The sequence below is a fragment of the Enterobacter cloacae complex sp. HYC042_NIDB genome, assembly GCF_056673315.1.
This window is the reverse complement of record NZ_CP109650.1, coordinates 2,885,076-2,898,688: the sequence shown is the minus strand read 5'-3', so window position 1 is coordinate 2,898,688 and position 13,613 is coordinate 2,885,076. Positions and strand designations below refer to the sequence as shown.

The window sequence follows — 13,613 nt, the reverse complement described above, 5'->3', positions numbered from 1 at the left end:
AGCCGGGCGTTTAAATTACGCTGCCACGTAGCTGACCGAATGCTCCAGCGACTGGCTGTGGCTGTCGATCAGCACATCCCACGTGCCGGTATACGGCACGGTAAGCCAGGCCTTGTCATCCTGCACGGTCAGAATATCCGCCTGGGATTGCTTCTGTGCTTTCGCACTCATCAGATGAATACGACAGCGCTCTGAGCAACGCACCACCACCGTATCCCCGCCAAACAGTTTCAAACTTGTTTTCACCAGTGCCATTTTCTACCCCGTCGATTTTGCCCATCCCGAGCGTGATGTTGTTCACAAAATACTCATTGCATAACACCAAAGCGGGGAGCGAGGGATGCTGATTTTGATCAAAAAATGGCATAACGATTAAACAAAAATGACAAAATTCCTGAAACCTTTCAGCTGACGCGCGTTTACCCTGTTTAACGCGCGCCTGAAGAAAATTAAATGCGGAAATGGCCGGCGGTTTCAGCAAGGTCGCCCGCCTGGCTTTGCAATGCGCTGGCGGCCGCGGCGGACTGCACCACCAGCTCGGCATTCTGCTGCACCATTCTGTCGAGATGGGTCACCGCGTGGTTGATCTCGTGAATGCCTTTCATCTGCTCGCTGGTGGCAATCGAGATCTCGCGCATGATGCCGGAGACGCTGCCGATGCTGGAGCGGATCTCATCCATGCTTTCCCCGGCCAGATGCACGTAGCGCGAGCCGGTGGCTACGCTGTCGGTGGTGGAGTCGATAAGCGATTTGATCTCTTTCGCCGCCTGGGCGCTGCGGCTGGCGAGGTTCCGCACTTCACCGGCAACCACGGCGAACCCGCGGCCCTGCTCACCGGCACGCGCCGCCTCGACGGAGGCGTTCAGCGCCAGAATGTTGGTCTGGAAGGCGATGCCGTCGATCACGCTGGTGATATCGCCAATCTTAGCGGACGCCACTTCGATGGACTGCATGGTGCTGATGGCCTGCGAAACCACTTCACCGCCGCGCGCTGCGGCCGCAGAGGCCTTGCTGGCCTGATCGTTGGCTTCTGCTGCCGATTCATTCGACTGGGTGACAGAGGCGGTGATCTCTTCCACGGCGCTGGCGGTTTCGCGAAGGCTGGACGCCGCCTGCTCGGTACGTCCGGAGAGATCCTGGTTACCTGCCGCAATCTCCTGCGCGGCGTTTTTCACCGAGGCGCTGGCGTCGCGGAGCTGAACCATTACCACCGAGAGCTTATCGCTGAAGGCGTTAAACGCCTGCGCAATTTGCGCCACTTCGTCATCGCCGCTGTCCGGCAGGCGCTGGGACAGATCGTTAGTGCCGTTGGCAATGTTGTGCATCGCGTCGCGAATGTCGGACAGGCGCTTCAGCAGGCGGGCAATCAGGACGTGAACAATGGCGCCGCTCAGGAGTGCGAGGATCACCAGCGAAATCGCCGACGCTTTCAGCAGGGAACGCATGCCGGAGGTGGCATCGCTGCTGTCGAGGGCGACGACCAGGAGCCAGTTCGTGCCCGGCACGGCTGAGGCGATAAAGGTTTTTTCCTCGTCATTCAGCGTTCCGTCGACCGGGTTACCGCTCTTCAGCGCCGCAAGGTCGATGCCTTTGATCGTCTCGGCAAACGGCTTCAGCGTCAGGGCCGGCTCGTTGGCGGCAATCACCGTGCCGTCGCTGTTCAGAAGCAACCCGCTGCTGGCCGGCGTGGGGTGGATCCCGCGCACGTTCGCCACCACGCTATCCATGGCGACATCGCCCGCCACCACCGCTTTCAGAGCGCCATTCTCTTTCACCGGCACGGCAAACGTGACCACCAGCTTCCCGGTCCCGGCATCAACGTAGGGTGCCGTTACCACCGGGCCGTCCGTGCTCACCACCTGTTGATACCAGGGTCGAACGGTGGGGTCATAATCCGCCGGGACGCCTGTCGGGTCGGAGAATTTCGCCGTCTTGCTGGCGTAACCCACGTAAACGTTGGTGAAACCGCCCGCCAGGGCAAGCTGCTTAAACGCCGGAACCGGATCGTCAGCCAGCGCGATGCTCTGTGCGGAGGTAATCACCGTCATTTTGCTTTTGACCCAGTCGGCAATCGCCATGTTGTGGCTGGCGCGGGTGCTGGTCAGAATATCGCGCTGGAACTGCTGGTTATCCTGGCGCGTGACCTGGAAGTTAATTACGGTATTGAGAAGAAGGGCGACGACGAGGCAGCCTGTCGTCGCGGCGATAATGCGTGCGCGAATGGATCTGAACATAAGTGAAATACCTGCTGTGTTGTTTCCATGCCTATCGGCAACCCCGCAGGTAAACTTGATGCTGAAACCGCGTCCATAAGAAAATAATATTTTTACGGGTTTATTATTAAAAAGTTAATACTTTATCCGCGGTCAGCGTCCATTCGGCCAGTTCAACCAGCGTACCGATTTCTACGCCCTCGATCAGCGGCAGCCCGGTAATGCCGCGCCCATCGGTGCAGGTCTTACAGAGTTTAACCGGCACGTCCTGCGCGGTCAGGATCTCCAGCATCTGCTGAATGTTGTAGCCTTCCGCCGGTTTTTGACCCTTCAGCCCGGCGGTCACGGCATCGGACATTAAAAATATCCGCAATACCAGATCGCTCTCTTTTTCGCGTAGCGCGATCGCCAGGCGCAGGCTGTTGAAAAGGGATTCGCTGCCGTAGGCCGCCCCGTTGGCGACGATCACAATCTTCTGCATGTTGACTCCTGTTCTTATAAGGCACGAATATTGCTTAATTTCCCGGAGTTTCGCTGTCCGGGAGAGTAAGCATGACATTAATGGCCGGCATTTCGCCAGGTGCAACCGAATGGCTCCAGCGCGCAAGGCGGATGCGCCGGGAGCAGCTCAGCAGGCTGGCGCAGCTGAACGTGCTGGTGCGCGGTATTAGCCAGCTGGTGCATATGCTCCAGTGCGAGCGCGGCGCATCTAACGTCTGGCTCTGCTCACAGGGTAAGCTCTATGCACCTGAATGCAAAGCCAGCCGGGCGCTGGTGGACGAAAACCTTGCTGCACTGAACGGCACTCTTGGAAAACAGTCCGCCTTTCCGGGAAGCGCCGTTTGCGAACGTATCGGCAATGCGCTGCTCACGCTGGAGACGCTTCCCGCACTGCGCGACGGTGTAAATCGGCAAACGCTGACGGCTCCGCAGGCAATGGAGCACTACTCCCGCATGCTGCGCCACCTGCTCAGTATCGTACCGCAGCTTAATGACAGCATTGACGACCCGCAAATTGCGGGCCGTTTCGTCGCGCTATATAGCCTGATGCAGGGGAAAGAACTGGCGGGACAAGAGCGGGCCCTGGGGGCGATTGGCTTCACGCAGGGCTTTTTCGATGATGTGACCCGCCAGCGGCTGGTTGACCGCATTGACGGGCAGCAGGCCTGCTTTGAGATCTTTCTCTCCCACAGCCAGGCCGACGTGCAGACTTCGTTCTCCCTTAATTGTCAGCCCGATCGTGAGACGGAGCAGCTCCGGCGCGTGGCCTGTACCCGCCAGCCTGCCGCAGACAATGGCCATACCGCACTCGCCTGGTTTGCGCTGCAAACGGCGCGGCTGGAGCATCTGCGCGCGCTGGAGGAGACGATCATCGCCGATCTAATGGTCGCGGTGGATGAGCGTATTCAGCGCGACGAGGCATACCCGCTTCCCGGGGATGAACAGGACGATCCGCTGGCGCACTACCCGGATAAACCGCTGCTGACCCTGGTTCGCCAGCAGGCACGAGAGATAGAGCAGCTTTCCCGCCAGCTCGCGTCGCTGCGCGATACGCTTGAGGAGCGCAAAACCATTGATAAAGCCAAAAGCGTGCTGATGACCCACCAGAACATGAGTGAAGAACAGGCCTGGACGACGCTGCGCAAAATGGCAATGGACAAGAACCAGCGCATGGTCGATATCGCCCGCGCGCTGCTTACGGTGAAGAGCGTCTGGCAGGTAACAACTAAGGAGTAGCTGCACAATCAGCGGGCATTTTATGCCTGATTGAGGTGCGTGAACGCGGGCAAAACCCGGTTTTCGGCCCTGAAAGAGGGTCTTTAAACCTGGCACTGGCTTTGCATTATTTAATTAACCATTTTTGACGGTGCGCCAACGGCGGTGCATTTGTCTTCGGGATAAAGGCGTCCAGCGGTGCTTCGGCACGGCGGGCGCTTTTTTTTGGCTTTTTTTCGGGAGCGGTTATGGCGGATTTGTCGAGACGGCGATTTTTGCAGGCCAGCATGCTGGCGAGTGGCGCAGCGCTGTTACCGGGTGTTATGCAGGCTGCCTGGGCGGCTGGCTCAGATAAACCGGAACAGGAGACGGTGCGCGTCGGGTTTATCCCGTTGACCGACTGCGCGCCGGTGGTTATCGCAGCGTTAAAAGGCTTTGATAAAAAATACGGTATCACCATCGTTCCCACCAAAGAGGCGAGCTGGGCGGCGGTGCGCGACAAGCTGGTGGCGGGAGAACTGGACGCCGCACACATTCTTTACGGTCTGCTGTACGGGCTGGAGCTGGGCATCGCCGGCAAGCCGCAGCAGATGGCGAACCTGATGACGCTCAATCAGAACGGCCAGGCCATCACGCTTTCAAGCGATCTGGCGGAGAAGGGCGTTCGCGATCTCGACGGGCTGAAAACGCTGATCGGGCAGCAGGCGCCGGGAACCTACACCTTCGCGCACACCTTCCCGACCGGGACGCATGCCATGTGGCTTTACTACTGGCTGGCCAGCGCGGGCATTAACCCCTTTGACGACGTGCGCACGGTGGTGGTGCCGCCCCCGCAGATGGTGATGAACATGCGCATCGGCAACATGGTGGGCTTCTGCGTCGGCGAGCCGTGGAACGCGCGGGCGATTAACGACCGTATCGGCTTTACCGCAGCCACGTCGCAGTCCATCTGGGCCGATCATCCGGAAAAGATCCTCGGCACGCGTCGCGACTGGGTGGAGAAAAAACCGCACGCCGCCCGGGCGCTGGTGAGCGCGGTGCTGGAGGCCGCGCGCTGGATCGAGGCGTCCCCGGAAAACAAACGCGAAACCGCGCAGATCCTCTCCCGCCGGGCGTGGCTCAACTGCAAAGAACAGTATCTCACCGGGCGTATGCTCGGCGAGTACGACAACGGCCTGGGCCAGCGCTGGCAGGACGCGCACCCGATCCGCTTCTTCAACGAGGGGGCTGTGAGCTACCCGTATCTCTCCGACGGCATGTGGTTCTTAACCCAGTTCCGCCGCTGGGGCTTGCTCAAAGCCGCGCCGGACTATGCGGGCATCGCGCAGCGCATCAACCAGACCTCGGTCTGGCAGGATGCCGCCACCGCCGTCGGCGGCATGTCCACGCCGTCATCACCGTTCCGCAGCAGCACGCTGATGGACGGCACCGTCTGGAACGGCACCGATCCGGAAGGGTACGCCAGCCGTTTCGCCATTCACCGTAAAGGGGCCTGATTATGCCGCATCTGCAAAACACGAAACCACAAGAGACGCCAGAGAGCGGGGAAGTGATTATCCTGCCTCCGGTACAGGTTCGCCGCCGTCCGCCCGCGTTAGCGCGCCGGATGAACGACTTTTTCCAGCGCGTTATCCCGGCGCTGCTCGGCCTCGGGCTGCTGGTGGTGCTCTGGCAACTGGCGGCGATAAACAGCAAAGGCTTCCCGACGCCGCTCAGCACGCTTGATTCCGCCATTACCTTGTTTGCCGACCCGTTTTATCGCGACGGGCCTAACGATATGGGCATTGGCTGGAACGTGCTTGCTTCACTGCAGCGCGTCGCCATCGGCTTTGGCCTGGCAGCGCTGGCGGGTATTCCGCTGGGCTTTTTGATTGGCCGCTTCACCTTTTTCTCGCGCATGTTCAATCCGCTGATTGCGCTTCTGCGGCCGGTCAGCCCGCTGGCCTGGCTGCCCATCGGCCTGCTGCTGTTCCAGAAAGCGGAGCCCGCGTCGAGCTGGACCATTTTCATCTGCTCTATCTGGCCGATGGTGATCAACACCGCCGAAGGCGTGCGCCGCATTCCGCAGGACTACCTCAACGTCGCCCGCGTATTGCAGCTTTCCGAGTGGACGATCATGCGCCGCATACTCTTCCCGGCTGTGCTACCCGCTGTGCTGACCGGGGTGCGCCTCTCCATCGGCATCGCCTGGCTGGTGATTGTCGCCGCCGAGATGCTCACCGGGGGGCTGGGTATCGGCTTCTGGATCTGGAACGAGTGGAACAACCTCAACGTCGAAAACATTCTGATCGCCATCGTCATCATCGGCGTGGTCGGGTTGCTGCTGGAGCAGGGGCTGATGCTGATCGCCCGTCGCTTTAGCTGGCAGGAAAAATAAGGAGCGAACATGAAACCATTAATTCAGGTCCAGGCCGTGAGCCAGCGTTTTTCCACCGCCAGCGGCGAGTTTCTGGCGCTGCAGAACGTCTCTTTTGATATCCACGAGGGCGAAACCGTGAGTCTTATCGGCCACTCCGGCTGCGGTAAGTCGACGCTGCTTAACCTCATCGCCGGGATCGCGCTGCCGACGGAAGGCGGGCTGATTTGCGACAACCGCGAAATCGCCGGGCCGGGGCCCGAGCGCGCGGTGGTGTTCCAGAACCATTCGCTGCTGCCGTGGCTGACCTGCTTCGACAACGTGGCGCTGGCGGTGGATCAGGTGTTCCGTCACACCATGAGCAAGGCCGAGCGCAAAGAGTGGATCGAGCACAACCTCGACCGCGTGCAGATGGGACACGCGCTGCACAAGCGTCCGGGGGAGATCTCCGGCGGCATGAAGCAGCGCGTCGGGATTGCCCGCGCGCTGGCGATGAAGCCGAAAGTATTGCTGATGGATGAGCCGTTCGGCGCGCTGGATGCGCTGACGCGCGCCCATCTGCAGGACTCGGTGATGCAGATCCAGCAGGCGCTGAACACTACCATCGTGCTCATTACCCACGACGTGGACGAGGCGGTGCTGCTCTCCGATCGCGTGCTGATGATGACCAACGGCCCGGCGGCCACCGTCGGGGAGATCCTGCGCGTTGACCTGCCGCGCCCGCGCAACCGGGTGCAGCTGGCGGACGACAGCCGCTATCACCACATGCGCCAGCAGATCCTCCATTTCCTCTACGAAAAACAGCCGAAAGCGGCGTAACGAGGGGGCGTTGATGCGACTGGTCATTATCGGGAATGGCATGGCGGCAACCCGGCTGATTGCTTCGCTCACCGGGCGAGCTTCCGGTCGGTTCGCTATCACCGTCATCGGTGACGAGCCGGAGCATGCCTATAACCGCATCCAGCTTTCGCCGGTGCTGGGGGGTGAAAAAACGGCTGCGGGCATCTGCCTTCAGGATGACCAATGGTACCGGGAGCGCGGCGTGACGGTGCTGCGGGGCGAAAAGGCACTCGCCGTGAACGTGGACGCGCGGGAAGTGCAAACTACCGCCCGCACGCTGGGCTGGGATGCGCTGGTATTTGCCACCGGGTCAACGCCGTTTGTGCCGCCGATTCCTGGGGGCGATGCGCCGCACGTCTTCACGTTCCGTACCCTGGAGGATATCCGCGCCATTCAGGCGATAGCCGGTCCGGCAGTGGTGCTGGGGGGCGGCGTGCTCGGCGTAGAGACGGCGGCAGCGCTGGCTCGTTCAGGTGACAACGTCACGCTCGTTCATCGCGGCCCGTGGCTGATGGAGCAGCAGCTGGACCAGCAGGCGGGCGTACTGCTTGAAGAGGCGCTGGCGGCGCGGGGCGTGCGCTCTGAACTCGCCTCCGGCATCGCGAGGATTAACGGGAATAGCGTGACGCTGCTCAACGGACGCCGCGTCGCCGCCGCGCGCGTGGTGCTGGCGACCGGCGTTCAGCCCAACGTCGCGCTGGCGCAGGCCAGCGGTGTTCGCTGCGCGCGCGGCATCGTGATGGATAGCCAGATGCGGACCTCCGCACCGGACGTCTACGCCATTGGCGAGTGCTGCGAAATTGACGGCCAGACCTTTGGCCTGGTCGCGCCCTGTATGACGCAGGCGGATATTCTCGCCGCGCGGCTGGCGGGCGACACAGCCGCGCCGTTTGCCCTCACCGACAATGGCGTGCGCCTCAAGGTGACCGGCGTGGAGCTGTTCAGCCTCGGGCGCGCGGCGGCGCAGGAGGGCGATGTGGTCTGGAGTTCCTGGGATCCGCTAACCCGTCACTATCGTCGGTTACTGATCCATCAGGGTGCGCTGGCTGGCGTGCTGCTGATGGGCGACTGCCGCAGCGCGGCAACATTTACCGATTTACTGGCAACGGCTGCGCCCGCACGCGCGGACTGGCTGTTCGATCGTTTCACTACGCAACCGCAGGTTGCAGGACAGAACGCTATGACAAAACCTACTCTGGTGGTGGTTGGGCACGGTATGGTCGGCCATCATTTTCTCGAAGACTGCGTTAACCGCAATCTGCATCAGCAGTATCAGATCGTTGTCTTTGGTGAGGAGCGCTATGCCGCCTATGACCGCGTGCATCTGTCGGAATACTTTGGCGGCCGAAGCGCGGCGTCGCTCTCGCTGGTGGAGGGGGAGTTCTTTGCCGATAACGGCATTGAGCTGCGCCTCTCGCAGCAGATCGTCGCTATCGATCGCGATGCGCGCGTGGTGCGTACCGCCAGCGGGCATGAGACCCACTGGGACAAGCTGGTGCTGGCGACCGGCTCATACCCGTTCGTACCGCCGGTACCGGGCAACGATCTGCCGGGCTGCTTTGTCTACCGCACCCTTGACGACCTGGACAACATAGCGGCCCACGCGGCGGGCTCGCGTCGTGGCGTGGTGATTGGCGGCGGCCTGCTTGGGCTGGAGGCGGCGAATGCCCTCAAGCAACTCGGCCTGGAAACGCACGTGGTGGAGTTTGCGCCCAATCTGATGGCGGTGCAGCTTGATAATGACGGCGCGGCGATGCTGCGCAGGAAAATCGAGGCGCTGGGCGTTGGCGTTCACACCAGTAAAGCCACCACGGAAATTGCTGCGACGGCCGACGGGCTGGTGCTGCGCTTCGCCGACGGTGAACAGCTGGAAACGGACATGGTGGTCTTCTCTGCCGGTATTCGTCCTCAGGACGCGCTGGCGCGCAGCAGCGGGCTGGCTATTGGCGAGCGCGGCGGGATCTGCATTGATGACGCCTGCCGGACCTCCGATTCGAACGTGCTTGCCATCGGTGAATGCGCCCTGTGGGAGGGGAAAATCTTTGGCCTGGTGGCGCCGGGCTACCAGATGGCGCGCGTCGCCGCCGCCGCGCTCGCGGGCGAAGATAAGACCTTCACCGGGGCAGATATGAGCACTAAGCTCAAGCTGCTCGGCGTGGACGTGGCGTCGTTTGGCGATGCTCACGGGCGCACGCCGGGGGCGCTAAGCTACCAGTGGACGCACGGCCCGCAGCAAATCTACAAGAAAATCGTGGTCAGCCACGACGGCCAAACGCTGCTCGGCGGCGTGCTGGTGGGCGATGCCAGCGAATACGCCACGCTGGTGCAGATGATGCTTAACGGCATAAGCCTGCCGAAAGAGCCGGAAACGCTGATACTACCTGCGTTGTCAGGCAGCGCGCCAAAAGCGCTGGGCGTGGCGGCGCTGCCGGAAAGCGCGCAGATCTGTTCGTGTCATAACGTCAGCAAAGGCGATATTTGCCGGGCGGTGAGCGCGGGCGCAGCGGATATCGGCGCCGTTAAGCAGTGCACCAAAGCGGCGACCGGCTGCGGGGGCTGCAGCGCGCTGGTGAAGCAGGTGATGGAGTTCCAGCTTGCCGAGCAGGGCGTGGAGGTGAAAAAGGACATCTGCGAACACTTCCCGTACTCGCGCCAGGAGATTTACCATCTGGTGCGCGTCAACCATATCCGAACCTTCGACCAGCTTATCAGCCGCTACGGTCAGGGGCACGGGTGCGAAATATGTAAGCCGCTGGTGGGGTCCGTGCTGGCCTCCTGCTGGAACGAATACCTGCTGAAGCCGGCGCATCTGCCATTGCAGGACACCAACGACCGCTACTTCGCCAATATTCAGAAGGACGGGACGTATTCCATCGTGCCGCGCATGCCCGCAGGAGAAGTGACCGCCGACGGGCTGATCGCCATCGGCCAGATTGCGAAACGCTACGGCCTGTACAGCAAAATCACCGGCGGGCAGCGTATCGACCTGTTTGGCGCCACCCTGGAACAGCTGCCTGAGATCTGGCAGGCGCTGGTGGAGGCCGGGTTTGAAACCGGGCACGCTTACGGGAAATCCCTGCGCACGGTGAAATCCTGCGTCGGGTCGACCTGGTGCCGCTACGGCGTGCAGGATTCCACTGGTCTCGCGGTCAGGCTGGAGCACCGTTACAAGGGCCTGCGCGCCCCGCACAAAATCAAAATGGCCGTTTCCGGCTGCACCCGCGAGTGCGCGGAGGCGCAGAGCAAGGACGTGGGGGTGATTGCCACGGACAAAGGCTGGAACCTCTATCTGTGCGGCAACGGCGGGATGAAGCCTCGCCATGCGGATCTCTTCGCCAGCGACCTGGATGACGAAACGCTGATCCGCACCGTCGACCGTTTCCTGATGTTCTACATCCGCACGGCGGATCGCCTGCAGCGCACCAGCACCTGGATGGACAACCTGGAGGGCGGCCTCGACTATCTGCGTGAGGTGATCCTCAACGACAGTCTCGGCATCGCCCACGAGCTGGAGCAGGAGATGGCCCGGGTAGTCGAGACGTACCAGTGCGAATGGCAAACCACGCTCAACGATCCTGACCGCCTGGCGCTGTTCCGCACCGCGGTGAACGTCGCGCCGTCGGACGAAAGCAAGCGCTGGCAGGAAATCTGCGGCATTGACGATATCCCGGAGCAGGCGGGCATTGGCGCGCGTCTTGGCCGTAAACCGATCGCGCTGTTCCGCTTTGGTCAAACTGTTTATGCCCTGGACGACCTGGAGCCGGGCAGCCGCGCGAACGTACTGTCACGCGGCATCCTCGGCGATGCGGCGGGCGAACCGGTGGTTATTTCTCCGCTCTACAAGCAGCGCATTCGCCTGCGCGACGGCTGTCAGGTGGAGAGTGGCGAACCCGCGGTGCGCGCCTGGCCGGTCAAAATTGAAAATGGCAAGGTGTGGGTCGGCAACGAAGAGCTGGTGATGCGCGCGGAGGCCTCATGACGGAAACCAGGACAACGTGCCCCTACTGCGGGGTCGGCTGCGGCGTGATCGCCAGCGTGGAGGATGGAGCGGTCAGCGTTCGGGGGGACGACACCCACCCTGCAAACTTTGGCCGCCTGTGCGTGAAAGGATCGGCCCTGGGGGAGACGACGGGCTTGCAGGGGCGATTGCTGTACCCCGTTGTCGATGGACTTGAGGTGGACTGGTCCCAGGCGCTGAACGCGGCGGGCGAGCGGTTGCGGGAGATCATCGACACATGGGGGCCACGGGCGGTGGCGTTTTACGCCTCCGGCCAGCTGTTAACCGAGGACTACTATGCCGCCAACAAGCTGATGAAAGGGTTTATCGGCGCGGCGAATATCGATACCAACTCCCGGCTCTGCATGTCCTCGGCGGTGGTGGGCTACAGGCGCGCCTTTGGCGAAGACGTGGTGCCGTGCAGCTACGAGGATGTGGAAAACAGCGATCTGGTGGTGCTGGCCGGCTCGAACGCGGCCTGGACGCATCCGGTGCTCTATCAGCGTCTGGTGCAGGCAAAGCACAACAACCCGCAGATGAAGGTGGTGGTGATTGACCCGCGTAAAACCGCTACCTGCGATATTGCCGACCTGCATCTGGCGCTTAAACCCGGCAGCGACGCCGGGCTGTTTGTGGGATTGCTCAATCTGATCCAGGGCACCGATGAGTGGCCGATTGCCCGCGTGGCGGCTTTTTGCGACCTTCCGGCAGAGGATATTGGTACCTTTTACGACTGGTTTGTTACCGTGCCTCGCGCCATTACGCTCTACACCATGGGGATCAACCAGTCCTCCAGCGGCAGCGACAAGTGCAGCGCCATCATTAACGTGCATCTTGCCAGCGGGAAGTTCAACCGTCCGGGCTGCGGCCCGTTTTCGCTGACCGGACAGCCAAACGCCATGGGCGGCCGGGAAGTGGGCGGGCTGGCGAACCAGCTGGCGGCGCATATGAGCTTCGAGCCGGACGATCTTTCGCGGGTGGCGCGTTTCTGGGGAACGGAACGGCTGGCGCAGACGCCGGGGCTGATGGCGGTGGAACTGTTTGACGCCATCGCCCGCGGCGAGGTGAAGGCGGTGTGGATCATGGGCACCAATCCTGCCGTGTCGCTGCCGGACAGCCACGCGGTGTGTCAGGCGCTGGCGGCCTGTCCGCTGGTGATTGTCTCTGAGGTGATGAAAGATACCGACACCAGCCGCTTCGCCCATATCCGTTTTCCGGCGCTGGGCTGGGGGGAGAAGGACGGCACGGTGACCAATTCCGAGCGGCGCATTTCGCGCCAGCGCGCGTTTCTGCCCGCGCCGGGTGAGGCGAAGCCGGACTGGTGGATCGTGGCTCAGATTGCAAAACGGCTGGGCTACGGCGAGGCCTTTGCCTGGCAACATCCGCAGGAGATTTTTTGCGAACATGCGGCGCTGACGGCGTTTGAAAATGACGGTGCGCGGGCGTTGAACCTTCAGGAACTGGCGGGGTTAACCCGTGAAGCGTGGGAGACGCTTGAGCCGTACCAGTGGCCGACGGGAAATTTACCGCGTCGAAACGTAGTGCCTGTCGATCCGCTGCCGCACGGCGCGACGGCTACCGCGCTATACCCGGCGATCCTCAACACTGGCCGTATCCGCGACCAGTGGCACACCATGACCCGTACGGGATACGTGCCCCGGCTGATGCAGCATATCGCGGAGCCGTTTGTTGAGGTCTGCGCCGCAGACGCCATTCGGTTTTCACTGTGCGACGGCCAGCTGGCGCGGATCGGCTCGCCGCGCGGCGTGATGGTGGCCAGAGTACGAATCAACGACGGAATACGGGAAGGCGAAGCGTTTGCCCCGATGCACTGGAACGCTGAGTTTGCCCGCCAGGGAAAGGTTAACGCGCTGGTGGAAGGGCGCGTCGATCCGGCTTCCGGGCAGCCGGAGAGTAAGCAAACCGCCGTCAGAATCATGCCCTGGCAGCCCGCCTGGCAGGGGGAGCTCTATGCCCGGGAATGGCCGGAAATCCCCTCTTCGGTTCACTGGTGGCGTAAAGCCTCGCGAATGACGATAGCGGGTGAAAAGCCGCTGCTGTCGTGGGTCATGGACTATGCCAGCGGCCGGGGCTGGCAGCTGCAGGTTGCGCAAACGGGTGAACGCAGCAGCGTACTGGCCTGGCATAACGGCCATCTGATGCTGGGTTTCTGGGAAGGCACCGCCTTGCCCGATCTGGCGCACCCGGTGATAGAAGCCGCTTTTCAGTCACCACCCTCGACGCCCGCTGAGCGCCATGCGCTGCTGAACGGGCAGGGCGTGGGGAAGGTTACAGATCCGGGGCGCATCATCTGCAGCTGTTTCAGCGTTGGAGAAAACGCGATACGGGATGCGATTGCCGGAGGCTGCGGTTCCGTTACCGCGCTGGGGGCGACGCTACGGTGCGGCACGAACTGCGGTTCGTGCGTGCCTGAGCTCAAAACAATGTTTCAGGAAATTCCGGAAAATTCCCCGTAAAGCTGCAAAGAGGG

Annotated in this window: 9 protein-coding genes; 6 read left to right on the top strand and 3 right to left on the bottom strand. The window is 61.9% G+C overall.

The annotated features are described in order from the left end of the window. Positions 1 to 15: 15 nt before the first annotated feature. From OKF39_RS13930 to OKF39_RS13920, 3 genes are all read right to left on the bottom strand, one after another. Complete coding sequence (locus tag OKF39_RS13930) at positions 16 to 255, bottom strand: DUF1883 domain-containing protein (protein ID WP_013096243.1); 240 nt, start codon at positions 253 to 255, stop codon at positions 16 to 18. A gap of 194 nt (positions 256 to 449) precedes the next feature. Further along, on the bottom strand, positions 450 to 2,234 hold the full coding sequence (locus tag OKF39_RS13925; protein WP_479983061.1) for a methyl-accepting chemotaxis protein: 1,785 nt from the start codon (positions 2,232 to 2,234) through the stop codon (positions 450 to 452). A 106-nt stretch (positions 2,235 to 2,340) separates the two neighbouring features. Further along, positions 2,341 to 2,694 (bottom strand): DsrE/DsrF/TusD sulfur relay family protein, encoded by a 354-nt coding sequence (locus OKF39_RS13920; protein ID WP_028013455.1) that lies wholly within the window; start codon positions 2,692 to 2,694, stop codon positions 2,341 to 2,343. Positions 2,695 to 2,765: 71 nt separating this feature from the next. Between OKF39_RS13920 and nasR the strand changes: the two genes are divergently transcribed. From nasR to OKF39_RS13890, 6 genes are all read left to right on the top strand, one after another. Continuing rightward, positions 2,766 to 3,950, top strand: a complete 1,185-nt coding sequence (gene nasR, locus OKF39_RS13915; RefSeq protein ID WP_479983060.1) for a nitrate regulatory protein NasR — start codon at positions 2,766 to 2,768, stop codon at positions 3,948 to 3,950. Positions 3,951 to 4,177: 227 nt separating this feature from the next. Continuing rightward, positions 4,178 to 5,425, top strand: coding sequence for a CmpA/NrtA family ABC transporter substrate-binding protein (locus OKF39_RS13910; protein ID WP_479983059.1), 1,248 nt, complete (start codon positions 4,178 to 4,180; stop codon positions 5,423 to 5,425). A gap of 2 nt (positions 5,426 to 5,427) precedes the next feature. After that, the gene (gene ntrB, locus OKF39_RS13905) at positions 5,428 to 6,306 is read left to right on the top strand and encodes a nitrate ABC transporter permease (protein WP_479983058.1); all 879 of its coding nucleotides are present in this window, start codon (positions 5,428 to 5,430) and stop codon (positions 6,304 to 6,306) included. Between the two features lie 9 nt (positions 6,307 to 6,315). After that, a complete protein-coding gene (locus tag OKF39_RS13900) occupies positions 6,316 to 7,104 on the top strand; it encodes an ABC transporter ATP-binding protein (protein WP_045630583.1) in 789 nt (262 codons plus the stop codon). A gap of 13 nt (positions 7,105 to 7,117) precedes the next feature. Then, complete coding sequence (gene nirB / locus OKF39_RS13895; RefSeq protein ID WP_479983057.1) at positions 7,118 to 11,104, top strand: nitrite reductase large subunit NirB; 3,987 nt, start codon at positions 7,118 to 7,120, stop codon at positions 11,102 to 11,104. Then, positions 11,101 to 13,599, top strand: coding sequence for a nitrate reductase (locus tag OKF39_RS13890; protein ID WP_479983056.1), 2,499 nt, complete (start codon positions 11,101 to 11,103; stop codon positions 13,597 to 13,599). The genes nirB and OKF39_RS13890 overlap by 4 nt, the downstream gene beginning before the upstream one ends. Positions 13,600 to 13,613: the final 14 nt, after the last annotated feature.

Coding starts and splice junctions, on each gene's coding strand:
- OKF39_RS13930 (WP_013096243.1), bottom strand. CDS start 255: ATGGCACTGGTGAAAACAAGTTTGAAACTGTTTGGCGGGGATACGGTG.
- OKF39_RS13925 (WP_479983061.1), bottom strand. CDS start 2,234: ATGTTCAGATCCATTCGCGCACGCATTATCGCCGCGACGACAGGCTGC.
- OKF39_RS13920 (WP_028013455.1), bottom strand. CDS start 2,694: ATGCAGAAGATTGTGATCGTCGCCAACGGGGCGGCCTACGGCAGCGAA.
- nasR (WP_479983060.1), top strand. CDS start 2,766: ATGACATTAATGGCCGGCATTTCGCCAGGTGCAACCGAATGGCTCCAG.
- OKF39_RS13910 (WP_479983059.1), top strand. CDS start 4,178: ATGGCGGATTTGTCGAGACGGCGATTTTTGCAGGCCAGCATGCTGGCG.
- ntrB (WP_479983058.1), top strand. CDS start 5,428: ATGCCGCATCTGCAAAACACGAAACCACAAGAGACGCCAGAGAGCGGG.
- OKF39_RS13900 (WP_045630583.1), top strand. CDS start 6,316: ATGAAACCATTAATTCAGGTCCAGGCCGTGAGCCAGCGTTTTTCCACC.
- nirB (WP_479983057.1), top strand. CDS start 7,118: ATGCGACTGGTCATTATCGGGAATGGCATGGCGGCAACCCGGCTGATT.
- OKF39_RS13890 (WP_479983056.1), top strand. CDS start 11,101: ATGACGGAAACCAGGACAACGTGCCCCTACTGCGGGGTCGGCTGCGGC.